The sequence below is a fragment of the Endoryza foliicola genome, from assembly GCF_050589245.1.
Classification (GTDB): Bacteria; Bacteroidota; Bacteroidia; order Chitinophagales; family Chitinophagaceae; genus Endoryza; species Endoryza foliicola.
The window spans coordinates 718,172-743,330 of sequence record NZ_JBOBEW010000001.1 but is presented as its reverse complement, the minus strand read 5'-3'; the positions used below and the strand labels follow the sequence as shown (position 1 = coordinate 743,330).

At 42.8% G+C, this 25,159-nt stretch carries 25 protein-coding genes and 1 tRNA gene; 13 read left to right on the top strand and 13 right to left on the bottom strand.

What is annotated here, in order from left to right:
• The first annotated feature begins 3 nt into the window (after positions 1 to 3).
• The 3 genes from ACQ2HE_RS03195 (at position 4) to ACQ2HE_RS03185 (ending at position 3,266) form a co-directional block, all read left to right on the top strand.
• Positions 4 to 1,023: a tetratricopeptide repeat protein gene (locus ACQ2HE_RS03195; RefSeq protein ID WP_430894618.1), complete on the top strand. Its 1,020-nt coding sequence runs from the start codon at positions 4 to 6 to the stop codon at positions 1,021 to 1,023.
• 81 nt (positions 1,024 to 1,104) lie between these two features.
• Complete coding sequence (locus ACQ2HE_RS03190) at positions 1,105 to 2,886, top strand: AMP-dependent synthetase/ligase (RefSeq protein WP_430894620.1); 1,782 nt, start codon at positions 1,105 to 1,107, stop codon at positions 2,884 to 2,886.
• A gap of 308 nt (positions 2,887 to 3,194) precedes the next feature.
• Positions 3,195 to 3,266, top strand: a tRNA-Arg gene (locus ACQ2HE_RS03185).
• Positions 3,267 to 3,378: 112 nt separating this feature from the next.
• On the opposite strand, the gene typA is transcribed toward ACQ2HE_RS03185, so the two are convergent.
• Entirely contained in the window at positions 3,379 to 5,193 is a 1,815-nt protein-coding gene (gene typA, locus ACQ2HE_RS03180) for a translational GTPase TypA (RefSeq protein WP_430894622.1), read from the bottom strand.
• Positions 5,194 to 5,393: 200 nt separating this feature from the next.
• Positions 5,394 to 6,380, bottom strand: coding sequence for an alpha/beta hydrolase (locus ACQ2HE_RS03175; RefSeq protein ID WP_430894624.1), 987 nt, complete (start codon positions 6,378 to 6,380; stop codon positions 5,394 to 5,396).
• A gap of 73 nt (positions 6,381 to 6,453) precedes the next feature.
• Between ACQ2HE_RS03175 and ACQ2HE_RS03170 the strand changes: the two genes are divergently transcribed.
• The 6 genes from ACQ2HE_RS03170 (at position 6,454) to ACQ2HE_RS03145 (ending at position 10,827) form a co-directional block, all read left to right on the top strand.
• A complete protein-coding gene (locus tag ACQ2HE_RS03170) occupies positions 6,454 to 7,554 on the top strand; it encodes an acyltransferase family protein (RefSeq protein ID WP_430894626.1) in 1,101 nt (366 codons plus the stop codon).
• 9 nt (positions 7,555 to 7,563) lie between these two features.
• Entirely contained in the window at positions 7,564 to 7,974 is a 411-nt protein-coding gene (locus ACQ2HE_RS03165) for a VOC family protein (RefSeq protein ID WP_430894628.1), read from the top strand.
• A 50-nt stretch (positions 7,975 to 8,024) separates the two neighbouring features.
• Positions 8,025 to 9,074, top strand: a complete 1,050-nt coding sequence (locus tag ACQ2HE_RS03160; RefSeq protein WP_430894630.1) for a 3-oxoacyl-ACP synthase III family protein — start codon at positions 8,025 to 8,027, stop codon at positions 9,072 to 9,074.
• Positions 9,075 to 9,206: 132 nt separating this feature from the next.
• The gene (locus ACQ2HE_RS03155; protein ID WP_430894632.1) at positions 9,207 to 9,407 is read left to right on the top strand and encodes a hypothetical protein; all 201 of its coding nucleotides are present in this window, start codon (positions 9,207 to 9,209) and stop codon (positions 9,405 to 9,407) included.
• A 19-nt stretch (positions 9,408 to 9,426) separates the two neighbouring features.
• A complete protein-coding gene (locus ACQ2HE_RS03150) occupies positions 9,427 to 9,870 on the top strand; it encodes a hypothetical protein (RefSeq protein ID WP_430894634.1) in 444 nt (147 codons plus the stop codon).
• Between the two features lie 45 nt (positions 9,871 to 9,915).
• Entirely contained in the window at positions 9,916 to 10,827 is a 912-nt protein-coding gene (locus ACQ2HE_RS03145) for a diacylglycerol/lipid kinase family protein (protein WP_430894636.1), read from the top strand.
• Positions 10,828 to 11,116: 289 nt separating this feature from the next.
• On the opposite strand, the gene ACQ2HE_RS03140 is transcribed toward ACQ2HE_RS03145, so the two are convergent.
• The 7 genes from ACQ2HE_RS03140 to ACQ2HE_RS03110 all read right to left on the bottom strand — a co-directional run bounded on the left by ACQ2HE_RS03140 (position 11,117) and on the right by ACQ2HE_RS03110 (position 16,879).
• On the bottom strand, positions 11,117 to 13,324 hold the full coding sequence (locus ACQ2HE_RS03140) for a hypothetical protein (protein WP_430894638.1): 2,208 nt from the start codon (positions 13,322 to 13,324) through the stop codon (positions 11,117 to 11,119).
• A gap of 55 nt (positions 13,325 to 13,379) precedes the next feature.
• Positions 13,380 to 14,423: a COX15/CtaA family protein gene (locus tag ACQ2HE_RS03135; protein WP_430894640.1), complete on the bottom strand. Its 1,044-nt coding sequence runs from the start codon at positions 14,421 to 14,423 to the stop codon at positions 13,380 to 13,382.
• Positions 14,424 to 14,484: 61 nt separating this feature from the next.
• On the bottom strand, positions 14,485 to 14,979 hold the full coding sequence (locus tag ACQ2HE_RS03130) for a DUF6691 family protein (RefSeq protein ID WP_430894642.1): 495 nt from the start codon (positions 14,977 to 14,979) through the stop codon (positions 14,485 to 14,487).
• Positions 14,980 to 14,983: 4 nt separating this feature from the next.
• Positions 14,984 to 15,547 carry a YeeE/YedE family protein gene (locus tag ACQ2HE_RS03125; protein ID WP_430894643.1) on the bottom strand — a complete coding sequence of 188 codons (564 nt, stop codon included), beginning with the start codon at positions 15,545 to 15,547 and terminating at the stop codon, positions 14,984 to 14,986.
• Between the two features lie 13 nt (positions 15,548 to 15,560).
• The gene (locus tag ACQ2HE_RS03120) at positions 15,561 to 15,785 is read right to left on the bottom strand and encodes a hypothetical protein (RefSeq protein ID WP_430894645.1); all 225 of its coding nucleotides are present in this window, start codon (positions 15,783 to 15,785) and stop codon (positions 15,561 to 15,563) included.
• 37 nt (positions 15,786 to 15,822) lie between these two features.
• Entirely contained in the window at positions 15,823 to 16,119 is a 297-nt protein-coding gene (gene trxA / locus ACQ2HE_RS03115; protein ID WP_430894647.1) for a thioredoxin, read from the bottom strand.
• Positions 16,120 to 16,246: 127 nt separating this feature from the next.
• A complete protein-coding gene (locus ACQ2HE_RS03110; RefSeq protein WP_430894649.1) occupies positions 16,247 to 16,879 on the bottom strand; it encodes a Crp/Fnr family transcriptional regulator in 633 nt (210 codons plus the stop codon).
• A gap of 60 nt (positions 16,880 to 16,939) precedes the next feature.
• On the opposite strand from ACQ2HE_RS03110, the gene ACQ2HE_RS03105 reads away from it, so the two are divergent.
• Together ACQ2HE_RS03105 and ACQ2HE_RS03100 are read left to right on the top strand one after the other, a co-directional pair.
• Positions 16,940 to 17,569, top strand: coding sequence for a ribonuclease HII (locus ACQ2HE_RS03105; protein ID WP_430894651.1), 630 nt, complete (start codon positions 16,940 to 16,942; stop codon positions 17,567 to 17,569).
• A gap of 279 nt (positions 17,570 to 17,848) precedes the next feature.
• On the top strand, positions 17,849 to 18,148 hold the full coding sequence (locus tag ACQ2HE_RS03100) for a hypothetical protein (protein ID WP_430894653.1): 300 nt from the start codon (positions 17,849 to 17,851) through the stop codon (positions 18,146 to 18,148).
• A gap of 443 nt (positions 18,149 to 18,591) precedes the next feature.
• Here the strand turns inward: ACQ2HE_RS03100 and ACQ2HE_RS03095 are convergent, their stop codons facing one another.
• Positions 18,592 to 19,470 (bottom strand): cupin-like domain-containing protein, encoded by an 879-nt coding sequence (locus tag ACQ2HE_RS03095; RefSeq protein ID WP_430894655.1) that lies wholly within the window; start codon positions 19,468 to 19,470, stop codon positions 18,592 to 18,594.
• A 443-nt stretch (positions 19,471 to 19,913) separates the two neighbouring features.
• Positions 19,914 to 20,531, bottom strand: coding sequence for an L-threonylcarbamoyladenylate synthase (locus ACQ2HE_RS03090; RefSeq protein ID WP_430894657.1), 618 nt, complete (start codon positions 20,529 to 20,531; stop codon positions 19,914 to 19,916).
• Positions 20,532 to 20,552: 21 nt separating this feature from the next.
• Between ACQ2HE_RS03090 and ACQ2HE_RS03085 the strand changes: the two genes are divergently transcribed.
• Entirely contained in the window at positions 20,553 to 20,699 is a 147-nt protein-coding gene (locus ACQ2HE_RS03085; protein ID WP_430894659.1) for a hypothetical protein, read from the top strand.
• A gap of 204 nt (positions 20,700 to 20,903) precedes the next feature.
• On the opposite strand, the gene ACQ2HE_RS03080 is transcribed toward ACQ2HE_RS03085, so the two are convergent.
• Together ACQ2HE_RS03080 and ACQ2HE_RS03075 are read right to left on the bottom strand one after the other, a co-directional pair.
• Entirely contained in the window at positions 20,904 to 21,932 is a 1,029-nt protein-coding gene (locus tag ACQ2HE_RS03080) for a 2-oxoacid:ferredoxin oxidoreductase subunit beta (protein WP_430894661.1), read from the bottom strand.
• 367 nt (positions 21,933 to 22,299) lie between these two features.
• The gene (locus tag ACQ2HE_RS03075; RefSeq protein ID WP_430894663.1) at positions 22,300 to 22,683 is read right to left on the bottom strand and encodes a carboxymuconolactone decarboxylase family protein; all 384 of its coding nucleotides are present in this window, start codon (positions 22,681 to 22,683) and stop codon (positions 22,300 to 22,302) included.
• Between the two features lie 103 nt (positions 22,684 to 22,786).
• Between ACQ2HE_RS03075 and ACQ2HE_RS03070 the strand changes: the two genes are divergently transcribed.
• Complete coding sequence (locus ACQ2HE_RS03070) at positions 22,787 to 24,940, top strand: S9 family peptidase (RefSeq protein WP_430894665.1); 2,154 nt, start codon at positions 22,787 to 22,789, stop codon at positions 24,938 to 24,940.
• The last annotated feature ends 219 nt before the right edge of the window (positions 24,941 to 25,159 follow it).

Sequence of the window (25,159 nt, the reverse complement as noted above, 5' to 3'; positions counted from 1 at the left end):
ACAATGAAGCAACAATTACTCTTCTTATTATTCGTTTTAGCATCCTTCTGCAGCATGGCTCAGGAAAACGATCCACGCAAACTGCAAGAAACGGCGCGTACTTTTATGCGTCAAGGTGATTATTCGAATGCGGTAATTGTGCTCACACGCGCCAACCAAATTAGCCCCGACAATCTTGAAATTCTAAAGGACCTCGCTTTTTGTCATTACCTCAAGAAGGACTATGCTTCGGCCATTCAAGTAGCCAAGCCACTAGCAGAAAGGAAAGACATCGATGTTCAAGGCTATCAAATTACAGCGCTGATTTACAAAGCCATGGAAGATCGCAAAGAATGCGAGCGCTTGTACAGAGCTGGAATCAAGAAATTCCCCGCTAGTGGTGTGTTGTACAATGAATACGGCGAAATGCTTTGGACGAAGAAAGAATTCACCGAAGCAGTTAAGAACTGGGAGAAAGGAATTGAGATGGATCCTAATTACGCCGGCAACTACTACAATGCAGCCAAATACTATTATTTCTCTGCCGATAAATTCTGGGGCCTTATTTATGGTGAGATCTTCGTGAACATGGAAAGCTATTCCGACCGTACCATCGAAATCAAAAAGATGTTGCTCGACGGCTACAAAAAGCTTTATACCGGCGATGATTTCTATAAAGGTCAGGACACAAAGAACAGCTTTGTATCCACTTGCCTCGATTTATATAAAAAGCACGGTGGTCTCGTTACCAATGGTATTACTCCGGAAAGCATTACCAAATTGAGAACACGATTCATTCTCGATTGGTATGCAAACGGCAATAATACCCGTTTTGCTTTTCGATTGTTTGACCACCACCAGCAGCTCTTGAAAATGGGCTATTTTGAAGCCTATAATCAATGGTTGTTAGGTGCCAGTGCCAGCTTACCTTCTTATCAAATGTGGACCAATACCCACGAAGAGGAAAACAAAGAATTTCTTCGCCTCCAGCAAAACAGGCTATTTAAAGTACCGCAGGGGCAGTACTATCAAACCCGCATGTAAGCCAGATAATTCCTAATTTATAGTGGATTTACATCCATAATCACTATTTTGTTGCTTGAATAAGCACCTAAAAAGCTTGCTATGGCTCATCCACAACGATTGTTTGATTGCATTGCTTTTCAATTGGAAAAAAGACCAACCAATAGTATGTTGTCCGGAAAAGAAGCCGGTCAATGGAAAAGCTATACTACAAAAGATGTTCAACAGATCACTACGAAACTCGGAGCCGGGTTATTAGCACTTGGCATAAGCAGAAACAACGGCACTGTTGAAGGCAGTGATAAAGTAGCGTTGATTTCAAAAAACCGTCCGGAATGGATCATGGTTGATTTAGCGGTCCAACAAATAGGAGCCATTCTAACTCCAATCTATCCTACCATTAATGTAAATGAACTCGAATTCATTCTCAACGATGCTCAGGTGAAAGTGGCTTTTGTAAACGATGAAGAACTATTCTTAAAAGTGCTGAGTGTAAAAGAGCGCGTACCTTCTTTACAAGCGATCTATACCTTCGAACATGTTGCCAATGCAGCTCATTGGAAAGAACTTTGGACCAAAGCTAGTCCCGAGCTGGAAGCTCAGGTTCCAACTATTTCTGCCCAAGTAAAAAACTCAGATATAGCAACCATTATCTATACTTCCGGCACTACCGGAAAACCCAAAGGTGTGATGCTCAGTCATAATAATATCTTGAGCAATGTTTTGGCGAGTATTCCATGTTTCCCTTCAGGCTCCGAACATAAAGTGTTGAGTTTTCTACCGCTCAACCATATCTTCGAAAAGATGGTGACCTATGTGTATCTGTTCTCGGGTAAGTCAATTTATTATGCTGAAAGTCTTGACACCATCGGAGAGAATTTGAAAGAAGTACATCCCGATATGTTCACTACGGTTCCTCGACTTTTAGAGAAAGTATACGAACGCATCATGCTCACCGGTAGTAGTTTAACCGGTATCAAACGCAAACTCTTCTTTTGGGCACATGGATTGGCGGAGCAATTTGAAATCAACAAACCGCTTTCACTGAGCTATCGCATTCAATTGGCCATTGCCAACAAACTCGTATTTAAGAAATGGAGAGAAGCACTTGGTAATAATGTAAAGTGCATTGTTACCGGTGGTGCAGCTTGTCAAGTACGTTTGATTCGAATTTTCACGGCAGCACAAATTCCGGTGATGGAAGGATACGGTTTAACTGAAAGCTCTCCCGTTATTTGTGTGAATAGAATTGATATCAAAGACCGAATGTTTGGAACAGTAGGCCCAAAATTGAGCAATGTTGAGATCAAGATTGCTGAAGATGGTGAGGTGCTGTGTAAAGGACCCAATGTAATGGTAGGCTATTACAAACGACCCGATTTAACGGAAGAAGTAATCAAAGATGGCTGGTTGTATACAGGAGACATTGGTACCATTATCGATAACAAATTCCTAAAAATCACCGACCGCAAGAAAGAGCTGTTCAAAACCAGTGGTGGCAAATACGTGGCTCCGCTTACCATTGAGAATAAATTAAAAGAGAGTATGTTCATTGAACAAGTGATGGTAGTAGGGCCGGAACGCAAGTTCGTGGGTGCTTTGATCGTTCCTTCCTTTCCGAATTTATTGGTGTGGGCCAGAGAACAGGGCATCACAGAAACTGCACCTGAGAAACTGATTCAGAATGAGAAGGTATTAGAATTATACAAAGAATTGGTAGAAAGCTTCAATAAGTTTTTCAATCATGTTGAGCAGATCAAGAAGTTTGAACTACTTCCTAATGAATGGAGTGTGAACACAGGAGAACTCACGCCGAAAATGTCGTTGAAACGAAAAGTAGTAATGGAGAAATACGGCGCGGCGATTGAAAGGATTTATGCGTAGGAGTTGAAGGGTAATTTTCTTCTTAAGTTATACTTTGAACATGGGTAACTTGTAAGTTTTCAGTTATTGAGTTCTGTGTGTTGGGCTTTAGGCTTTAGGCGTTAGGCTTTTTTGACCACAGAATACGCAGATTAAGTCAGATTTACACAGATTAGAGTACTCATGCCTAAACTGCTAATTGCATTCAAGTCCCAAATCATCTTTTTCTCAGCTCTATAATGTTATTGAAGGCTTCACTATCAATTGATTTTAATCGAACAACACTGACTCCCGAATTAACTAATTCACTAATTTACAAACCAATTCTCGGTCTCATAGTTTAATGGATAAAACGAGCGTTTCCTAAACGCTTGATCCAAGTTCGATTCTTGGTGAGACCACTAACTAATTCGCAAATTCAAAAATTTGTGAATGTGAAAATGAAAAAGTCCCAACTCGCTATGCGAAGTTGGGACTTCTATTTTCAAATCAACTAATGATCAAATTATCTAATTAGTTAACCGCTTCTGCTTGCATTCTCTTCAACTGCTTCTTACGCTCTTCTTCATCCAAAATGGTCTTACGCATACGAATGAAATTAGGCGTTACTTCAATACACTCATCAAACTGAATGTATTCCATACACTCTTCCAAAGTCAATAATACTTTAGGAGCGATGTTAGTAGCAGCATCACTACCACTGGCGCGCATATTGGTCAATTTCTTTCCTTCAATTGCGTTTACCACTAAGTCGCCCGGTTTGATGTGTTCCGCTATAATTTGACCAGCGTAAACATCTTCACCCGGATCAACAAAGAAAGTACCGCGGTCTTGTAATTTATCAATTGAGTATCCGGTTGTTGTTCCGGTTTGTTTTGCTAACAATACACCGTTGTTTCTTCCGGGGATAGGTCCTTTCCACGGTTTGTAATCGATGAAACGGTGAGCCATTACAGCTTCACCAGTAGTAGCCGTCAACATTTGAGTACGCAATCCGATCAATCCTCTTGAAGGGATTTCAAACTCTAAGTGTTGCATTTCACCCTTGGTTTCCATTACATGCATTTCACCTTTTCTACGTGTAACCAAGTCAATTACTTTAGAAGCAAATTCTTGAGGAACGTCTACTACCAAGCTCTCATATGGTTCGCATTTCTTACCATCGATCTCTTTCACAATTACTTGTGGTTGACCTACTGTAAGTTCATATCCTTCACGACGCATGGTTTCAATCAATACACCCAAGTGTAAGATACCACGACCGTAAACAATGAAACTATCACCTTCATCACTGTCCATTACACGCAAAGCGAGGTTCTTTTCTGTTTCTTTCATCAAGCGATCACGCAAGTGACGGCTGGTAACGAACTTACCATCCTTACCAAAGAAAGGTGAGTTGTTGATAGAGAACAACATGTTCATGGTTGGTTCGTCTACACTGATCACCGGTAATGCTTCAGGGTTTTCAGCATCAGCAATGGTATCACCGATGTTGAAATCTTCGATACCTACTACTGCACACAAATCACCTGCTACAACTTCAGTAACTTTTTTCTTACCCATTCCTTCGAACACATACAATTCACGCACTTTCTGCTTTTTGATAGAACCATCGGCCTGCATCAAGGCAACCGCTTGGTTTTCTTTGATCACGCCACGGCTTACTTTACCGATAGCGATACGACCTAAGAAAGAAGAGTAATCCAAAGAGGTAATTTGCATTTGCAAAGGACCTTCAGCTACTTTAGGTTCGGGAACATATTTCAAAATACCATCCAACAAAGGATTGATATTATCGATCTGAGTTAAAGAATCGTTGAACCATCCGTTCTTACCACTTCCGTAGTAGGTAGGGAAATTCAACTGCTCTTCAGAAGCATCGAGGTTGAAAAACAATTCGAAAACAGCATCGTGCACTTCATCAGGACGACAGTTCGGCTTGTCTACTTTGTTAATTACCACGATAGGCTTCAAGTTCAACTGCAATGCTTTTTGCAATACGAAACGAGTTTGAGGCATGGGTCCTTCAAATGCATCCACCAACAAGATTACCCCGTCGGCCATTTTAAGAACGCGCTCCACTTCACCACCGAAGTCGGCGTGGCCTGGAGTATCAATTACGTTGATCTTAACGTCGTTGTAAGTAACCGCGGCGTTTTTACTGAAAATGGTGATACCACGCTCTCTTTCGAGGTCGTTGTTATCCATGATCAATTCGCCTGTTTCCTGATTGTCGCGGAATACTTTAGTGGCGTGTAAGATTTTATCAACCAGGGTAGTTTTACCGTGGTCAACGTGAGCGATAATTGCGATGTTGCGAATATTCATTTGTATTGCTTTGAAAGGCAAGCAGTTAGCAGTTGATCACCAGCCGGATGGCAGATGTAGCACAGCGTTCACCCCGGCCAAGTTTTTTGAGGGTGCAAATGTACAACAAATAAAGGGGATTATCACTATCCGGTCCCTAAAATTGCCGATAGCGCTGAATTTGAGCCAATTAGTAACGAAAAAATAACAAATAATACGAGCTATTGGAACTGTGCCTTCACAAAGCTTCTGGTATACTTTAAGACCGATTCTACATCCTTTGATTTAATAGGAGAGGCTAAAACATGGTCGCCAACATTGGGAAGTTCAACCATTTGCTTGTTGGCTGCGGCTGTTCCCAACTGCTCAAACATGGTTTTCATGGCCGAAACTTTCACTACCGGATCTTGATGCTCCTCATCCTTGTAATAACAGAGCACTAAAGTAGGCTGGTGTATTTTTTTGAAAGTTTCTTCGTTCATGGTGGTTTCTAACAATTCTTCTAAAGCTACTGCACCTTCCAATCGATACTTTGAATACCAGTACTTCTTATAGATCGGGCGTTGATCAGGCGTAATATTATAATCTGATCCTTTCACTAGTCGGGCAATTTGCAATCCCCATGGATTGTTAAGCAGCCAAGCATTGGGATCATTGATCGCAATATTGGGTGAATAAAGAATCAGTCCTGCTATTTTATCAGGATAAGCAGCCGCTAATTGCAAAGCATTGGTACCTCCCGTGGAAGTAGCCATCAAAATCACTTTCTCTCCCAATTTCGATCCAATGGCCAACGCTTGTTTGCAGGTCTCCCAATAGTGGTCAGCCGTTAATTGCATGAAGGGTTCGGTGGTATCCACGCCATGATCGGCTAAACGCGACAAATACAAATTCGCACCCATTTCACGAGCAATTGTGATATGCACCGGATTGCCTTCTTCATGAGAAGCCGAGAAACCATGCAAATAAACTATGGCATATTTTGTTTTAGCAGGCATGGAATCATTGTTCCAAACTATTTTGGCCTCGTTGTCTTCTTTTACTTTTTGAACTCGTTCAAGCTGAGAAACATATTGACTCAGTTGCTGAAGATCTGCCGGAGCATCCGGAAGTTTCGTGTCGTATACAGGAGTTGCTGGATGAGGACCGAGTAGGTAAACGATGGTTAACAATAGTAAAACGACTACTGTAATTTTCAGCTTTTTCATTGAAGGCAATCTTTGCTTAAAGATACGATGAGAATGATTGAAAATAACTATCTTCCCAAATCAAACACTGCATATGAGCTCTCAACGCTTTCAGGCCTTGGATGTATTTAGAGGCCTCACGATTTGCTTCATGATCATCGTAAATACAGGAGGAGATGAATATACATTTGCCCCATTGTTACATGCAAACTGGCATGGATTTACACCCACCGATCTGGTATTTCCTTCCTTTCTTTTTGCGGTAGGAAATGCGATGAGTTTCGTGCTTCCAAAATGGGAAAGTTTACCCACCTCAAAAGTGGTACTCAAAATTCTCAAAAGAACCTTTCTTATTTTCTTACTAGGCTTCCTCATGTATTGGTTTCCCTTTGTAGACCATACTGCCAACGGATGGGTATTCAGACCTTTCGATCATACCCGCATTTTGGGTGTACTGCAACGCATTGGTTTATGCTATGGCATTGCTTCTTTAATGGTGTATTTCTTAAAACCTAAATGGGTATTTGGTATCACCTTGTTCATATTGGTAGCTTACAAATGGGTGATGAGTGCCTATGGTGATTTCACTTTGGAAGGGAACGCCGCACTTAAATTCGACTTATGGCTCATGGGTCCAAACCATTTGTACCATGGCGAAGGAATAGCTTTCGATCCCGAAGGCGTATTGAGCACTTTCCCGGCTATTGGAAATGTGGTGTTCGGTTATTTTGCAGGGATCTACATCCAACAAAAAGGAAAAAGCTTCGAAGGGCTTACACACTTATTACTGGCGGGTGCCGCTTGTATCACCCTTGCTTATTTCTGGGACAGCAGCTTCCCCATCAATAAAAAATTATGGACCAGCTCATTTGTATTGTATACCGTGGGCATCGACCTAATGATCATTTCTGCCATCATTTATTTGGTAGACATCCGTCAAAAAAACAAATATGCTTGGTTCTTTGAAACAGTGGGCAAGAACCCCCTCTTTATTTATTTACTAAGTGAAGTAGGCGTGATACTCATGTGGACCATTAAAGTGGGCGACCTTCCCTTGTACAGATGGATCTTCTTGAACGTATTTAGTTATCTCGGACACTACTGGGCTTCTCTCGCCTTCGCGCTTTGGTGGATGCTCACTTGCTGGCTTGCAGGCTGGTGGATGGATAAGAAAAAATGGTATGTACGTGTTTAAATAATTGCTATGATTCCAATAAAATCTCTTCAGCATATAGGCATTCCTGTTAGCAACCTCGCCCAAAGCGAGCCTTTCTATCAAAAACTTGGGTTTAAAACAACCATGAGAAAACCTTTCGACTATGAAGGAGGAAAGGGAACCTGTATCATGATGGAATTGAATGCAATTGTTTTAGAATTGTACCAATTCCCCGATCCTATCATTCCTTCCATCACAAGCAGAAAAGATGGTCACATCGATCACATCTGTTTTGATGTAGATGATGTGAACGAATGTTTCCGCATCGCAAAAGAAAACGGTTACAATGTATTAGAAGAAGCGCCCGTACACCTCAACTTTTGGGAGAAAGGCGTGGCCTTTTTTAACATTACCGGACCCGATGGCGAACGCTTGGAGTTCAATCAGATCTTTAAGTAAAACATTTTAGCTTTACTACTGTTACACTATAACGATTAAACAGCTTGCACATGTTCAGTTCAAAAATTGCAGGAATAGGCATGTATGTGCCGAATAATGTAGTTACCAATCAGGACCTTACCAAGTATATGGATACCAGCGACGAATGGATCCAAGAAAGAACCGGCATCAAAGAACGCCGTTATGCCCATCGCACAGAAGAAACTACCACCACAATGGCAGTAGAAGCTTCTAAAATCGCCATCGAAAGAGCAGGCATTACTCCTCAGGATATCGACTTCATTGTATTTGCAACACTCTCGCCCGACTATTATTTCCCAGGCTGTGGCGTATTGGTACAAAGAGCCATGAAGATGAAAGAAATTGGAGCTTTAGACATTCGCAATCAATGCAGCGGTTTCGTCTATGCCTTAAGTGTAGCCGATCAATTCATAAAAACCGGCATGTACAAAAACATATTGGTAATTGGAAGTGAGAAACATTCTTTCGGACTCGATTTTAGTACTCGAGGCAGAAATGTTAGTGTGATTTTCGGAGACGGTGCCGGCGCGGTAGTATTGCAGCCCTCTTCCGATGATCAATCTGCGATCTTAAGCACGCACTTGCACAGCGATGGAGAAAGTGCCGAGATATTGGCAATGTACAATCCCGGCACGCACGCCAACCATTGGACAAAAGAGCCGTTGGCTAATTTTGACGAAGCGCCTATTGGACAAATGTTCATGAGTCACAACATGATCGACAATGCACAGAACTTCCCTTTTATGGACGGCCCCTCGGTATTCAAAAAAGCGGTAGTAAAATTTCCGGAAGTCATTGTAGAAGCGCTGCAAGCCAATGGCTATCAGCCTTCCGATATTTCGGTGTTGATTCCCCACCAAGCCAACTTAAGAATCGCCCAGTTTGTTCAGCAAAAACTTGGATTGCGCGACGACCAAGTATTCAATAACATTCACAAATACGGCAATACAACAGCCGCTTCCGTACCCATAGCCTTATGCGAAGCTTGGGAAGCAGGAAAAATAAAGAAAGGAGACCTCGTTTGTTTAGCAGCGTTTGGAAGCGGGTTTACCTGGGCGAGTTGTTTGATGAAATGGTGAGAAGAGGGAGGAACGAGGATGAGAGGAGACGAGGAAACGAGGAAAGACAGAGAAAGAACAGGAAGAGGAACAGGAGGAATAGAATTTGAAGCAACTATCCTGTCAATCCTTTAATCCTGAAAATCCTGATCAATGAAATACAGGGTGACTGCCAGCGCTGCGCAATCGCTGCGCACGCCGCGCCGCTGCGGTGAAAAAACAATAAGGAGAGGACTGGAGAAAGGAAATATTGAGAAAGAAGAGAGGGAAGAACAGGTGGAATACAAGAACGAGGGTCTTTGCGACTACTTAGCGGACTTTGCGAGCACTGCGGTGAACCAAAATTTATTATAAAATTCACTATCTTGTCACCATGAAACAGGCAATCGTATTCATCGCTTTATTGGCTATTTCTTTATCCGCATCCGCTCAAATGAGCAGTTGGAAAATTACTCTCAACAAAAAAGCTGTTATAAAATCATCTACCGTTGACGATACCGTTGCAAACGTCATTCGTGTGAAAAAAGCCGATCTATCGAACAACAACCTGTTCAAAATTGAATTCGACGACAACAAAGCCAATGAAGTTCCCAAAGGTTGGGTAAGAAGCATTGGACTATTTGATGAAAAAGGAGAAGGAACGGCTCAGAAAGACAGTGCCGATCAGATCTTCCTATTCAATAAAGACCTGCTCAAAATAATTTGGACCAGAAAAAAATTGAACATCTGCGCTTGGCTCGCTCCTGCTGATCCCGCCATGGCAAAAGCCATACGCATCAAAAGAAATGTCTTGGGTGTATTGATATTGGAAGATTAAGTATATCGCATTACTACTGTATCTTCGTGCTCGATATTGACGCACATGAAACGGGATAAAATACTTTACTTAATGAACCCAATTTCCGGTACCAGATCTAAAAAGGTGCTGAGAAACAAAATTGAAAACATCACCCGTTCAGCAATCATCGACTTTACTTTTGAAGGAACCACCCAAGATGGCAACTACGATCATCTAGTTGATTATATCAAAACAGAGAGGTTTAACAAAATTGGGATCTGCGGTGGCGATGGCAGTGTCAATCAAGTAGTAAATGCACTCGCCCATTTAGACATCCCTTTCGGAATCATTCCCATGGGATCGGGAAACGGACTTGCACTTACTGCCAACATTCCTAAAAATCCCGAAAAAGCATTAGAGATCCTCTTCACCGGCAAGCCGGCTTTAACTGATGGATTCATGATCAACAATCGTTTTGCATGCATGTTGGCTGGCTTAGGTTTTGATGCCGGAGTGGCCCATGAATTTGCAGAACAAGAAAGCAGGGGATTGAAAACCTATGCACGACTCACCACACGTCACTTCTTTACTGCTCCCTTTTACCCCTTTACAATCAGCGCTAATGGTTTGCGTTTCGATACAGAAGCATTCTTCATCAGTGTAGCCAATAGCAATCAATTCGGAAATAGCTTCACCATTGCACCGGAAGCTTTATTAAACGACGGGTTATTGGATATTGTAATAGTGAAGAAAACTGCTAAACCGCTTTTATTACTAAATGTAGTGAAACAGGTATTGCTCGGGAAAGTAAAAACTGCAGAGAACTCTTTGCAACAATCCATCATCTATTTTCAAACGGATCAACTGACTATTGAGAATCCCAGCAAAGCACCTTTGCATATTGATGGTGAGCCTTCCGAAACCGAGAGTAGATTTGAAATCAAAATTCTTCCGAATTTTTTCAAACTAATACGACCTAGAGCGGGGGTTAATTAAGAGTTAAGAATTAAGAATTGGGGCCTCCGAAGATTTGGTCTTGCTGCTAAATGAATATAATTATCAAACTAATTAATTAGAGTTATTCACTGCAAAGCATTACTCTATTTTTTTACCGCGGCGGCGCGGCGTCCGCAGCGTTAACGCAGCGCTAGGAGTCTTTCAATATTTCACCGTTATTTTTGACCACCGATTCCCACAAATTAAAACGGATTAACACAGATTAGCCTCCGATATTCAATCAACCTGACTGCCGGCTGTTTCATTATTAATTATTAATTGTTAATTATTAATTACCACTCAGTTTCGCGAAATAACTCAAGGCCTCCTGGTTCATCTTCAAATGCAGCGATTTCGTGATATCTTGTTGCTCTCGTTTTGTTAAATGGAAGCTCAAGGCTGCGCCGGATTCTTCGGTTTGGGCATTGTATTGAAAAGTGATCTTGTGAATTTTCCCTTTGAACAATTGTTGCTCGCTTTGAAAAAGATCGGTTTGATTGTACTCTTGCATTTTATACCAGTTGTTTTGCAACAACAAAAACGGACGCGTTAATACCTCGCTGATATTTCCCGATTCAAAAGGATGATCCCAGCCTCCTGTTTTACGATCCCGAATTTGAATCAATACAATGCCCCTGCAATTCTTTTCAATCCAAGGTCGCATAGCTGTTAAAAATCGATAACTGGTCTCCATGCCGTAGTTATCACGCAAACCCGCATCCATCACATCAATCACCGGATTCGAAGGCAACCATACATTCGGCAGTACATAAGGGAAGGTTGCATTCATTCTCATAGCACTCAATACCCGCAATTGATCGGGCGACTGATATTTGAAAAAGGCATTGAAATCGATCGCATCAGGACTATCGTCTACGTTGGCTTTCATTAAAAAACTCATTGGCTGCGTTCCAATCAAAAACTTTCTTCCATCTCTTGAAACCACCGTATTGTAAACAACCATGGGGCTTTCTGCTTTCGATTCTAGTTCTTTATAGTCGCGTATCGATTTATTAAAAAGTCCTCCTGCATTCTCATTCAATTTCTCTTCAAAAGCATACCCCCTATCTTTCAAGTATTGAAAACTGCCGATCTTGAACTTTTGCGCTGGCGCAGCAATATCACGAGCAACCCATGAACTAAAGATCGGATTCAAGAGGTCTTGAGAAATATTGTCGGCATATACCGGATCTGTTATATTTTTTAGGAGTCCTTTTTGTCGCTGCAAATCCAATTCTCGAAAATAAGAGGCCCCTAACATACCACCGCTTGCGCCATTGATCAAAACAGTCTTACGCAGAATGGTTCCATTACTCACTGAATCGAGGTGTTGCAACACTTCCATTGTAAAGCGAGCACTTCGGTTTCCACCACCACTGGTATTAATAATGTAAAGCAAGGGCAAACTATCTTTTTGTTTTGCCTTCCATCGATCTAACAACGCCTCCATATTTCTCCGATCACTAAAAACAATACTATCGCTACACAAAGCGGCTAAATACTCAGGACTATAGTCTGGACGCTCTTTCTTATTAGCGTAATTAATTCCGTAGGCTTTATTGGTAGGATCGATGATGTCAAATTTGAACAACAAGTTTATCAGAAAAAATAGCAAGAGCAACAAAGGAATGCTCCACGATTGCGTAAAGTAGGTAAAGGCACCTATAACGGCAATTACAATAGCAAAAAAAACAGTAATGCCGGCCGCCGCGGGCAATTGAAATGCCTTGTAATCGAGGAAATATCCCACTACTACTAAAAAGATAAAAGCAATAAATACGGCTACAACAGAAGCAAAGTGATGTCGCTTCAAAACAGATTCGATAAAATCGTCGCTGTAATGCGATACATCTCTTACTTTTTTAATTGTAAAGGGACCACGGAAAAACCAATCAACTTGAATCACTCGGCTATCGTTCAACTTCACATGCTTCTTCTTGAATTGTGATTTGAAAAGTTGAGGATTGCTGATCACCGGACTTAAATTTCGGGCGATACGACGGTCGTAACGAAAGAAGTAGAGAAAAGAAATCAAGATCAAAAACAATATCCCCGCCAAAAAGCCCAATACTTGAAGGGTAACATCTCCCGCGCTCATTAATTCATTTCCACTATCGTAAATGGACATTCGAATAATATAATAAATTAAAAACACAGCAGGGAGCGCACTATTATTGATACAATATTTTAAAAACGGGTTGGAAGTAGTAGCTAGAAACCGAAAGTGTCGAGAGAACAATATGAAAGTTGTAATATGCCAACTCATGATAAAAATGCCAATGGCCACTCCAACTATTGCAGCCCCTAATGGGTTTACAGAGCCCAAGTATTCGGGGCCAAGAAACAGCGAATAAGCGCCATAACTTTTCATGAAACCGCTGCTGATGGTGCTAAATAGAATGTACCAGAATATGAGCAATACAGGGAACTTCTTGATATGTAAAATCAAGAGTTGGAAAGGAAAGGAATGGTAAACAAATCGTATGAATGGTTTCATAAAAGCAACACCTTAACAAGTTAACAATTAAACGTTGCTTTTCATAACCCTTCCGTTACTTTAAATTCAAACCCGTTGGTTTTAATAAATAAATGGAAACCACAATACTGCTGGCAAAAGCCATTCCTATAAACTGATGCAATGCTCCGAATAAAATGAGCAAATTCGGCTGAGTTGCATTCAATACCGTGAGAATCCCGAGTGCCAATTGAGCAAAAATCAAGAGCACCGGTACATTCTTCCATCGGTCGAAGGGCTTGTATCCGGTGGCTGCTCTGTTCTTCCACCACCAAGCAAGCGTTGCCACAACCAACAAATAAGCCAAGCCTCTATGAATAAAGTGAATGGTAATAACATCGTGCAGCACATTACCGGTCATTGATTCGGGGAACCAAGAACCGTTGATGGTTGGCCAAGTAGGAGCGGCAAGGGCTGCTTTTAATCCGGCCATGAATGCTCCATAAATGAGTTGAAGAACGGTGAGTGCTAAGAGCCAGAACAATTGTTTTCTTGGAGCGGCAGGTAAAATTTGTGCAGGCTTTTGCACCAGCAATCGCAATGCAAACCAAACCGCGAAGTTTACCAATACCAATGCGGAGATAAAATGAATGGCCAGTTTGAAATGGCTTACATATATATTTTCATCATTCAATCCACTTGCCACCATGATCCAACCAATGGCCCCTTGAAGTCCACCCATAGCAAACAACACTAACAAAGGGGTGATCATTGCTTTGGTAAAGCGCTTTTGAAACAAGAAGATCACGAAGGGAATTGCAAAGGCAACAGCAATTAAACGTGCCCATTCTCTATGAAACCATTCCCAGAAGTAAATGAATTTGAAATCGGATAAAGTGAAATGAAAATTGATCTGCTTGTACTGACCAATGGTTTTGTATTTCTCGAAAGCCTCGAGCCATGCTTGTTCTGTAGTAGGCGGAACGGCACCCAAGATAGGTTTCCATTCTGTAATCGATAAACCGGATCCTGTTAAACGGGTAATTCCTCCCAGTACAACTTGAATCATTAACATCACTACCCCAATCAACACCCAAATGGCTACGGGGCGAATGCGTTTCTGCAGGTCATTCTCTATCATAGCGCAAAGGTACTATCACTTCATCAAGTGAACACCGCTTGTTCTATTTTTTGATCAGAAATTAGTGCGGGAGTTTCTCACGTAGCAATCCGTACAACCAAGTACCAAAAATGGCTGAAAGAAGTGTAACAATAGTTACGGTAGCACCGGTGCCTAATTGGGCGTACAAGGGACCCGGACAAGCACCTGTAAGAGCCCATCCAAATCCAAAAAGTAATCCGCCATAGATCTGCCCTTTGTTCAAGGGCTTTTTAGGGAAATGAATTTCCTCGCCTTGAATGGTTTTAACTTTCAGTTTCTTAATGATCCAAACACTGATCATGCCCACCACTACGGCCGAGCCAATTACTCCGAACATGTGAAAGCTCTGGAGTCGGAACATCTCTTGAATGCGGTACCATGAAATCACTTCCGATTTCACGAGTAAAATTCCAAAGAGAAATCCGGGTATGATGAATTTGATGTTTGAATACCAAGGTGCGGGCAATTCTGAATCGTTGATACAGATGCTGTCAAGCGAACGCACTTCAAAATCGGTATTGGTTTCTATTGGCATCTGATTATAATTTAAGAATGAAAGGAATTAACAAATTACTCATGGCAAAACCGCCGGCCATGAAACAACAAGTGGCAACTAAAGAAGGGAACTGCAGGGTGCTTAGTCCCATGATGGCATGTCCACTAGTACATCCGCCGGCATAGCGGGTTCCAAAGCCTACGAGAATACCACCCAAAACCATTAAGAACAGTCCTTTTGCTGTAAGCAAGGCAGGCCAGTTGAATAAATCGAGAGGTAATAATCCTTGTGGTGTTTCAACTCCATAAGAGCTCAATTCTGCCACCAGTTTCGGGTTGAGAGAAATGGGATCGGGGTTCTGCAACCAAGTACCGGCTACAATTCCACCCAATAAAACACCGGCTACAAAAACCAGGTTCCACGATTCTTTCCTCCAATTGTACTTGAAAAAGGGAATGTTAGCAGGAATGCATGCGGCGCAAATATGCCGCAGCGAAGAAGAGATTCCAAATGATTTGTTTCCGAGAATCAGTAATAAGGGCACTGTTAAGCCAATGAGAGGACCCGCCACATACCATGGCCAGGGCTTGCTCAACCATTCAATCATAATTTATAAGCAGTTATTGTTGCGAACTTCTGCGAGGCTCCCAGAACGATAAGAAAAGGCCACCAATTACGGCGCCATACATAGATGTTCTGTAAGGACTAGAAATAATAAGACTTTCCGCTGACGCATAGTCGCCCATGTATTTCCAGTAAAAGAGGCCGCCTACGGCGCCTAGTACGATACCAACAACTCCTAGAAGGATGGCTTTTCTGTTGGATTGAAAGAATTCCTTTAACATGCTACTAATCGGTTTAGTCAGAATATAATTTGGATTATCATGAGTACTGAAGCAAAATCTGTTCCAATTGTTTTGCTCCCACCACTCCGGATTGACGCCATTTCACCTCACCATTTTTAAAGACGATCAATGTAGGAACCCCTTGAACATTGTATACCGATGCTGCTTGTGGATTTTTGTCGACGTCCACTTTGAGAATGGTAACGCTTTCGCCTAGTTGATTTTTTACTTCTGTTAAAATCGGGGCCATCATTTTACATGGACCACACCATGTTGCAAAAAAGTCAACCAAAACGGGTTTATCTGCATTGATTATCTCCTGAAAAGTACCCATAAAAAATTAATTTACCGCAAAAAATATTCGGGGGTTTTTCCCCAGTTGCCTTAGGGTAAATTTCGGACGGTGAGAGAGAAAGAATTGCGACTTATATCACAAATAACACAGGGCCTCAAAAAAAGTTCTATAAATCAATGATTTCTATTTCATTGCGGTGAAGTTTTACTTTTCCAAGTTGCTCCATTTTTTTCAGTAATCGGCTAACCACCTCTCGGGAAGAGTTCAGTTCGTCTGCAATTTCTTGGTGGCTGATTTCTATTTTATTGGTATTCAACGTGTTTTGATGTCTTTTGAGGTAAAACACCAGTCGTTCATCCAGCGCCCTAAAAGCGATCTGGTCGATGGTCAAAAGTAATTCCTCAAAACGAGAGCGGTAGGTTTCGAGCACAAAATGGTACCAACTCTTGTATTGGGTCATCCATTGGTCCATGTACTGGAGGGGAATGGCGATCACCCCGGTATCTTTAACCGCCTTGGCCATAATTTGACTGGTTTCCTGTTTGGTGGCGCAAACCATGCTGAGGGCGCAGGCTTGACCGGGCTGTAGGTAGTACATGAAAAATTCATTGCCTTGGTCGTCTTCCCGGTACACTTTGATCAATCCCTCGAAAATGAGCATGGTACTTTTAAAATACTGCCCTGTCCGCATCAATTGCTCCCCTGCTTTAAAATAGCGTACTTCACTATTCGACTCGATCGCTTCTTTTAGCTTCGGTTCGAAATCGGGGAACACTTCTTCAAACATTACAGGATCCATAGCAATTGACTTAAATAGTGACACTCAAGTTACGCCATTCAAAGCACAACCGAAAAACAGTTGAAAAAAACTTACTCGTATCTTTACTTAGTGTTATTGAATTTTTACAATGAAGAATTGATAGAAGCCGGCTGCGATGAAGCGGGAAGAGGTTGTTTGGCCGGACCCGTAGTAGCTGCCGCAGTTATTCTTCCCAAAGATTTTCATCATCCCTTACTCAACGATTCAAAAAAAGTTACCGAAGCAAATAGAAACACCTTACGTGAATACATTGAAGCGAATGCTGTTTCGTATGGTGTAGCATTTATTGATGCGGAAGAAATTGATAAGATCAATATTTTAAAAGCTGCAATGAAAGCCATGCACGGCGCTATTGATCAGTTAAAGCCTAAACCAAAACAGTTACTCATCGATGGTAATTACTTCATTCCTTATAAAAAAATTCCGCATCAGTGTTTTGTAAAAGGCGATGGACGCTTCACGGCCATTGCTGCTGCTAGCATACTCGCGAAAACGTATCGTGACGAGTTCATGTTAAAATTGCACGAAGAATTTCCTGCGTATAAATGGGATAAGAACAAGGGCTATGGTACTGCCGATCATCGAAAAGCGTTGGAAGCATTCGGGCAGTGTGTGTATCACCGGAAAACGTTTCAGTTGAAGGAAGTGCAGTTGAAGTTATCAATTTAGATCACCGCAGAGAGCGCGAAGTTCGCGAAGAAGTCGCAAAGCCCCTCGGTCTTCGTATTCCCCCTGCTCTTCTTCCTGTTCTTTCTCTCTCTTTCCTCGTTTCCTCCCTCCTCTATCTTCCCTCCTCCATCTTGTATTCCGGCTGTTCCATTATTAATTATTACTTATTAATTATTAATTAATTCCCCCTGTTCCTCCCCCTCTTCTTTTTCAACAATCTCCTCCATTAAACCTTCCCCCTCCCCCACAGTCTATACCAGTATAACAAAAAGTATAGCCATGAAACTCAAAATGTTAATCGCTTTTGCATTGATTGCCATCGTAAGTATTGGTACCGCAGAAGCACACGGAATTGGAAAAAGAGCTCAGAAAGCAAGAATTGCACAAGGCATTCGCAATGGATCGATCAATAAAAGAGAAGCCCGCTTGTTGATGCATGAGCAACGCTCGATTCAACGTCAACGCAGACATTTTCGCGCCAATGACGGTCGTATCGGACCACGTGAACGCCGCATCTTGCGTCATGAACGTCGCGCAGCAAACCGACATATTTTCCGCGCAAAACATAATGGTAGATAAACAATGGTTGTGTAGCACAAAAAAATGCCGGCGATAGAAATCGCCGGCCTGTGCTTACCTCTGAAACCACAAAAAGAAAGAAGGTAAATACGTTTATACCTATGTTAGCAGTGCAGCACAGCTCGGCTGCAGTTAGTATTGGTTACAAAACTTTTTACGGGTTCGTTTTCAACAGTATATAATACATACTATCCGGTACGGAGAATAGCGATAAAGCTAAAAATCAAGTAATTGAAAAGGGATGTAGATGCAACCGGAAATTGGATGGTTCGAGCGTGGAAAATGGATTAGGAGACTCTTGCACGTCAGATATTCGTGCGTTATAGTGGGGCTAAATTAGGTACTGTATTTAATAAAATCAATTATTTTATTAACTATTTTTTCATCGCTTCTTAACTCATTCAAACCCACACTATAACGCAAACGCAATAGTTCTTCTCAGCCTATACAATCTTACGATCTGCCGCTTGAAACAACTTTTCTTTCTTGTATTCATACCACCATTGTGGCGCTGTTTTCTTGAATACAGTATCAATATTTCTCATGCCCACAATGTTCCAAACTCCCTTCAATTTATCCGTCAATTTGGGCTGTAACGCTCTCAAGCTCATAGCAAAACCACTCTCAAGGTATTCCATATGATGCCAGTATCCTCCGGGCATGAACAAAGTGTCTCCATGCTCCAGAATGATCTCATACCCATTAGCATCTTTTAATGCAGGAAATTCTTCGTAATTGATTTTGCTTCTCTCCGGATCCCAATAGTTGCTAAAGTCGGCTAAACTCAAGACCTCGAATGGTTTACGATAAAGTTTGTGTTGCTCTTCATAAGGAAACAACAACACACGCTTGCGACCCACAAATTGTGTATGAAGTATATGCGATAGGTCGATGTCGAAATGCATGTGTGTGATCGATCCCTGTCCGCCTACAAACAACATCGGCACTCGCTTCACAAATCCTTTCATTAAATGATCGGGCCAGGTAAAGTCTTTGGTGAGTTGCGGCGCATGACTAAAAATATTGAAGAGGAAAATTCTCCACGCGGCCGGACCCGATTTAATCATATCAATGTATTCACCAAAACTGGTGTAATCATCTGCTTTATTGATAGGTGTGTATGCATCGCTTTTTACATTGTTGTAAATGCCTACTTGCTTATCGCCCACAATTGATTTGAAATAGTCCCAGTTCAATTTATTCAATGCCGGCCAATCTTTAGAAAGATCTCGAATCACCACCGGCTTCTGTGCATCGTAATACTTCTCTTTGAATTCTGCAGCGCTTATCGAAGTCACTACAGGAACATTTTGTAGATTCATACGCGACTGTTTTGTACAAAACTATAAACAGTCTGGCTTGGGTTTGGTTTAGTAATTCTTAAAATTGATGAGCGGCGGGGGAGAGAGTGATGAGTTGTTTAGTTGTTGAGTTTTTTAGTTTTTTAGTTTTTAACACAAAGTCCGCGAAGAGCGCAAAGGTTGCTCGATCAGGATTTTCAGGATTAAAGGATTGACAGGATAGTTGCTTCAAATTCTGTCCTTCCTGTTCTTTCTCTGTCTTTCCTCACTCTTTTCTTCACCGCAGCGGCGCAGCGATCGCAGCGGCAACGCAGCGCTGGCGATTCCTCTGTATTTCCTCCCTCCTCTATCCTCCCTCCTCCCGCCTGATATTCCTCGTTCCTGTATCCCCCCTGTTCTTCCCCCTCTTCTTTCTCTGTATTTCCTCCATCTTCCCTCCTCCCTCCTGTTATTCCTCGTCTCCTCTATTCCTCGCTCCCGAACTCCCCCTTCCCCTGCCTCACCACCACCGGTTCCGCACCTGTGCAATCAATGACAGTAGAAGGAACGATGCCCCCAATTCCGCCGTCGATCACCATATCTACTCTGTTCTCGAAGTGCTCGTGGATCCAATCGGGATCGGCGATTTCTTCGGGCCATTCGCCGGGTAAGGAGGCGCTTAGAATGGGATGCCCCAAGGTTTGAATGATGGTTCTCGCAATGGTATTGTCAGGAATGCGCAGTCCAATGGTGTCTTTCTTGCTTTTCAAGATTTTGGGGACTTCCTTGCTCGCAGGTAAAATAAAAGTGTATGGACCTGGCAGGTAATGCTTTAATAATCGATAGATGGGAGTGGAAATGCTTTTTGTGTACTTGCTTAAATCACTCAGGTCGGAGCAGATGAATGATAGTTGCGCTTTGTGCGGATCAACATTTTTGATGGCACATATGCGTTCCACCGATTTGTGTTGAAAGATATCGCATCCCAATCCGTAAACAGTGTCGGTGGGATATATTATGACGCCACCTTTTTGTATGCAGGGCACTACATCCTTGTCAATTAATCGTTGTTGCGGGTTTTGTGGATGTAGGGAAATTAGCATGTGGTAAATTAGGGATTCTGTATGAAAAAAGCGCCTGTTGAGCTTTTTTTCACCGCAGAGACCGCGAAGAGCGCGAAGGAGTCGCAAAGTGTTGGTTCTTCTTTTATTCAAGCAGCGCAGTGCTGGCAATATCTTTTTATTTCCTCCGTCCTCTATCCTCCCTCCTAATTTTCACCGCAGCGGCGCAGCGAACGCAGCGATTACGCAGCGCTGGCAGTCACCCTGTATTTCCTCGTCTCCTCTCATCCTCGTTCCTATATCCCCCCTGTTCTTCCTCCTGCTCTTTCTCTGTATTTCCTCTCATCCTCGTTCCTGTATCCCCCCTGTTCTTTCTCTGTATTTCCTCCTTCCTCGTTTCCTCTATCCTCCCTCCTACTCAATACTCCACACCTCATTCCCCCTCAACAACTTATCCAAATTACCCTTTCCCTTCGCTGTAATCACTTCTTCAATTTGGAGGTTGAGCATTTCTTCGTAGCAAGGACGCTCGGTTTCGTAGAACACGCCGAATGGACGAGGTAGGTGACCTTCAATTCTGGGGTCATCGAACATGCGTACCAATATTTGTGCTTTGTAAAAGTCTTTTTCGTCGTGGATCCACAAATCGTCTAAACTCGCTTCAGTGCCTATTTCTACCACTTTCGGACGGAAGCCGTCGATCTTAATTCCTTTGTTTTGTTGCGCACCAAATACCAATGGTTTGCCGTGTTCGAGGAACAAGGTATTATCGGGTTTGGTAGACTTTTCCGTGAAGGTTTCAAATGCACCATCGTTGAAGATGTTACAGTTTTGATAGATCTCAAGGAAAGAAGCGCCTTTGTGTTTTTGGCTTCTCAGCAACATGTCTTGCAAATGTTTGGGATCGCGGTCCATGCTTCTCGCTACAAAAGTGGCGTCGGCTCCGAGTGCCAATGCAGCCGGATTGAAAGGATGATCGATGCTACCAAATGGTGTCGACTTGGTTACCTTTCTCTCTTCCGAAGTAGGAGAATATTGGCCTTTGGTCAAACCGTAGATCTGGTTATTGAACAACAGTAAGTTGACGTCGAAATTTCTGCGGAGCAAGTGGATGGTATGGTTACCGCCGATGCTCAATCCATCACCGTCGCCCGTTACGATCCATACGCTCAAATCGGGGCGGGATGCTTTCAAGCCCGAAGCAACAGCGGTTGCTCTCCCGTGGATCGAGTGCATACCGTAGGTGTTCATGTAGTAGGGGAAACGACTGCTACAGCCAATTCCGGAGATCACTACAATGTTTTCTTTGGGAATACCTAAGGAAGGCATGATCTTTTGCACTTGCGCCAAAATAGAATAGTCGCCACATCCGGGGCACCAGCGTACTTCCTGGTCGGTAGCAAAATCTTTGGCGGTCAATGCAGGAGCGATTGTTTGACTCATATAGAAAGGATTCGTTGCAAAGTTAACCAATGAATGGGTAAATAAATCTAGGGAAATTATCGGGAATGGGAAAACTTGGATTTTAGGCTTTAGGTGTTAGGCTTTGGGCTTTAGGTTTGGAGAGGCTGTGTTTTCTGCGGACTTTTGTTCACCGCAGAGCTCGCAAAGGGCGCAGAGAAGTCGCAAAGCCCCCTGTTCTTCTTCCTCTTCTTTCTATGCTTTTCCTCCTTCCTGTATTCCCCCTGTTCCTCCCCCTCTTCCTTCTCTGTATTTCCTCCCTCCTAATTTTCACCGCAGCGGCGCAGCGAACGCAGCGACTACGCAGCGCTGGCAGTCACCTTGTATTTCCTCGTTTCCTCGTCTCCTCTCATCCTCGTTCCTGTATTCCCCCCTGTTCCTCCCCCTCTTCTTTCACAATAACCTCCTCCCAATACTCCGCCGCTCTCCTCGTATGCGGAATCACTATCGTGCCGCCAACAATATTGGCTACGGCGAAGATTTCGTAGAGCTCTTCGGTGGTGACGCCCAGTTCATGGCATTTTTCTACGTGGTATTTGATACAGTCGTCGCAACGCAATACCATGCTGGCGACTAAGCCCAACATCTCTTTGGTTTTTTTGGGAAGCGCACCATCGTCGTAGGTATTGGTATCGAGGTTCCACAAGCGCTTCATCACTAAATTGTTCTTGCTTAAAATCACCTCGTTCATTTTAGAACGGTATTCATTGAACTCTTGCTGTAATTTGCCCATAATCGTCGTAATTTAAGTGCCCAAAGTTCGTGATTTTAATGGTGTGAAGGGAATCACGTACATTTAAATGACGGATTTCAAACAATTTTTTAAACGAGAGATTATGAGAAAAACAGCTGCTTGGATACTCGTATCCTTCTTTTACATTACTGCCTTCGCTCAAACAAAAGAAGGCATCAAAGTTACCGACCTCCTTCAGGTAAAATCCATCAACAGCGTGGCATTGAGCCCCGATGGCTCAAAAGCCCTGTACGCGCTAACTTCCATTGAACTGAACGATAATGCTAAATGGGACTACAAATACACAACCCAACTTTGGATCGCCCCTACCGATGGTAACGGAGAAGCCTATCCTATTACAACCGCTAAAGAAGGTGCTTCACAAGGTAGTTTTAGTCCGAATGGAAAAGACATTGTTTTTGTAAGAGCCGTAAACGGTCGACCACAATTGTTCTTGCTTTCCTTGAGTGGAGGCGAACCCAAGCAATTGACCAATTTCAAATACGGTGCTTCCAATCCACGTTGGAATGCCGATGGTACCGCGCTCTTGTTCACTGCTTCCATCAATCTCAAAGAATTCATTCGCGATCCGCATCTCAATCCCAACAAAGAAGTGCCCAGTTGGAACAGCGAGAAACCCGGATTCACCAATAACAGCAACCTCGTTCCCAATACTGCCAAACCCGATCCCAATGGATCAATGGAAGAAGTGAGAGCTTATTTAGAGCTCAACGAAACCGACCGCATGGCGAAAGTGATCAACAAACTCAATTTTCAAGAGGAGTCAACCACCAGCGGCGAATCTTCCATCAGCCATGTGTTCTTACTCAACCTCAAAAAAGGCGGCAATCCCGTTCCGGTTACCAAAGGATTCTACAGTTTCTCCAATCCTCAATTCATTCCCGGCACCAATAGTATTTTAGTGGATGCCGATTACAATACTGAAGTCAGCCCCGATAGAACACAGGAATCACAGATCATGAAAGTAGATCTCAGCACCGGAGCTGCTACTTTATTCCTTGGCAAAAAAGACATGAGTTATAACGGTTCCGTTGTTTCTCCCGATGGTAAATTCATTGCCTTTCAATATGGCAATACCGGCTTTGCCTCCGTTCCTGCGCTGGGCATCATTGCAGTAGATGGCAGTCCGGAATCTGTTCTCACCATTCCTTTCGACAGAAATAAGAACAGTGTGATCTGGGGGCCCGATAACAATACCCTCTATTTCACCGCTTCTTCAAACGGTGGTATTACCTTGAATAAATTGGAGATTCCAACCAGAAAAATCACCACCCTCACCGATGTGAATTCCGGTATCAACGCCATTGCTATTAAAAACGGCGTGGCAGTGTATTCCAAAACACAGGTCACCAATCCATTTGAACTGTATGTGAGTACGGGCGATTTCAAAACCGATAAAGCACTCACGCATCATAACAGCGACTGGATCGCAAACAAACAATTAAGCATACCCGAAAAACACAGTTTTGTGAATGAGAAAGGGTTAACGGTTGAATACTGGGTGATGAAACCCACCAATTACGAGCCCGGCAAGAAATATCCATTGTTATTGGAAATCCACGGTGGACCTTCTGCTATGTGGGGACCCGGCGAAAACTCAATGTGGCATGAGTTTCAGTTCTGGTGTTCAAAAGGCTATGGTGTGGTGTACAGCAATCCCCGCGGATCGGGTGGTTATGGAGTGAATTTCCTCAGAGCCAATGTGAACGATTGGGGCAATGGACCGATGAGAGATGTGCTCACTTCTCTCGACAAAGCGGTAGCCGAAGGTTGGGCCGATACTTCTAAACTGGCCATAACCGGTGGTTCTTATGCAGGTTATTTGGTGGCCTATATTATTGGTCACGACAAACGTTTCAAAGCGGCTTGCTCACAGAGAGGGGTATACGATTTAAGAACTTTCTTTGGTGAGGGTAATGCTTGGCGTTTGGTACCGAATTATTTTGGGGGATATCCTTGGGAGAAGAATGTATTGCCGATTCTAGAGCGTGAATCGCCCATCAACTATGTTCAAAACATCACTACTCCGTATATCATTTTCCATGGTGAGAACGATTTAAGAACCGGTGTTATTCAAGGTGAGCAATTATACAAGAGCTTGAAAGTATTAGGCAGACCGGTGGAATATGTGCGTCATCCGGGTGCTACCCATGAAATCACGAGAAGTGGAGTGAATAGGCAGAGAATTGATCAGATGCTGAGGACTTGGGAGTTTTTTGCGAGATATATAAATTAAGTTGTTGAGTTCTAAGTTTTTTAGTTTTGAGTTTTGAACCGCGGCGGCGCAGCGAACGCAGCGATTACGCGGCGTTTAAACCCTCTTATAAAATAAGTAAATGCTTAAGTTATCTAGGGAAATTCCTTTACGAGCTGTTTTCAAAACTTTTGAGGCTGACACAATGAGAGACTCGCTGCGTTACCGCCGCGTCCGCTGCGCCGCCGCGGTAAAAAAAAC

What these genes read in the sequence shown, in the direction of transcription:
- ACQ2HE_RS03195 (WP_430894618.1), top strand. Translation starts at nt 4, where the DNA reads ATGAAGCAACAATTACTCTTCTTATTATTCGTTTTAGCATCCTTCTGC.
- ACQ2HE_RS03190 (WP_430894620.1), top strand. Translation starts at nt 1,105, where the DNA reads ATGGCTCATCCACAACGATTGTTTGATTGCATTGCTTTTCAATTGGAA.
- typA (WP_430894622.1), bottom strand. Translation starts at nt 5,193, where the DNA reads ATGAATATTCGCAACATCGCAATTATCGCTCACGTTGACCACGGTAAA.
- ACQ2HE_RS03175 (WP_430894624.1), bottom strand. Translation starts at nt 6,380, where the DNA reads ATGAAAAAGCTGAAAATTACAGTAGTCGTTTTACTATTGTTAACCATC.
- ACQ2HE_RS03170 (WP_430894626.1), top strand. Translation starts at nt 6,454, where the DNA reads ATGAGCTCTCAACGCTTTCAGGCCTTGGATGTATTTAGAGGCCTCACG.
- ACQ2HE_RS03165 (WP_430894628.1), top strand. Translation starts at nt 7,564, where the DNA reads ATGATTCCAATAAAATCTCTTCAGCATATAGGCATTCCTGTTAGCAAC.
- ACQ2HE_RS03160 (WP_430894630.1), top strand. Translation starts at nt 8,025, where the DNA reads ATGTTCAGTTCAAAAATTGCAGGAATAGGCATGTATGTGCCGAATAAT.
- ACQ2HE_RS03155 (WP_430894632.1), top strand. Translation starts at nt 9,207, where the DNA reads ATGAAATACAGGGTGACTGCCAGCGCTGCGCAATCGCTGCGCACGCCG.
- ACQ2HE_RS03150 (WP_430894634.1), top strand. Translation starts at nt 9,427, where the DNA reads ATGAAACAGGCAATCGTATTCATCGCTTTATTGGCTATTTCTTTATCC.
- ACQ2HE_RS03145 (WP_430894636.1), top strand. Translation starts at nt 9,916, where the DNA reads ATGAAACGGGATAAAATACTTTACTTAATGAACCCAATTTCCGGTACC.
- ACQ2HE_RS03140 (WP_430894638.1), bottom strand. Translation starts at nt 13,324, where the DNA reads ATGAAACCATTCATACGATTTGTTTACCATTCCTTTCCTTTCCAACTC.
- ACQ2HE_RS03135 (WP_430894640.1), bottom strand. Translation starts at nt 14,423, where the DNA reads ATGATAGAGAATGACCTGCAGAAACGCATTCGCCCCGTAGCCATTTGG.
- ACQ2HE_RS03130 (WP_430894642.1), bottom strand. Translation starts at nt 14,979, where the DNA reads ATGCCAATAGAAACCAATACCGATTTTGAAGTGCGTTCGCTTGACAGC.
- ACQ2HE_RS03125 (WP_430894643.1), bottom strand. Translation starts at nt 15,547, where the DNA reads ATGATTGAATGGTTGAGCAAGCCCTGGCCATGGTATGTGGCGGGTCCT.
- ACQ2HE_RS03120 (WP_430894645.1), bottom strand. Translation starts at nt 15,785, where the DNA reads ATGTTAAAGGAATTCTTTCAATCCAACAGAAAAGCCATCCTTCTAGGA.
- trxA (WP_430894647.1), bottom strand. Translation starts at nt 16,119, where the DNA reads ATGGGTACTTTTCAGGAGATAATCAATGCAGATAAACCCGTTTTGGTT.
- ACQ2HE_RS03110 (WP_430894649.1), bottom strand. Translation starts at nt 16,879, where the DNA reads ATGGATCCTGTAATGTTTGAAGAAGTGTTCCCCGATTTCGAACCGAAG.
- ACQ2HE_RS03100 (WP_430894653.1), top strand. Translation starts at nt 17,849, where the DNA reads ATGAAACTCAAAATGTTAATCGCTTTTGCATTGATTGCCATCGTAAGT.
- ACQ2HE_RS03095 (WP_430894655.1), bottom strand. Translation starts at nt 19,470, where the DNA reads ATGAATCTACAAAATGTTCCTGTAGTGACTTCGATAAGCGCTGCAGAA.
- ACQ2HE_RS03090 (WP_430894657.1), bottom strand. Translation starts at nt 20,531, where the DNA reads ATGCTAATTTCCCTACATCCACAAAACCCGCAACAACGATTAATTGAC.
- ACQ2HE_RS03085 (WP_430894659.1), top strand. Translation starts at nt 20,553, where the DNA reads ATGAAAAAAGCGCCTGTTGAGCTTTTTTTCACCGCAGAGACCGCGAAG.
- ACQ2HE_RS03080 (WP_430894661.1), bottom strand. Translation starts at nt 21,932, where the DNA reads ATGAGTCAAACAATCGCTCCTGCATTGACCGCCAAAGATTTTGCTACC.
- ACQ2HE_RS03075 (WP_430894663.1), bottom strand. Translation starts at nt 22,683, where the DNA reads ATGGGCAAATTACAGCAAGAGTTCAATGAATACCGTTCTAAAATGAAC.
- ACQ2HE_RS03070 (WP_430894665.1), top strand. Translation starts at nt 22,787, where the DNA reads ATGAGAAAAACAGCTGCTTGGATACTCGTATCCTTCTTTTACATTACT.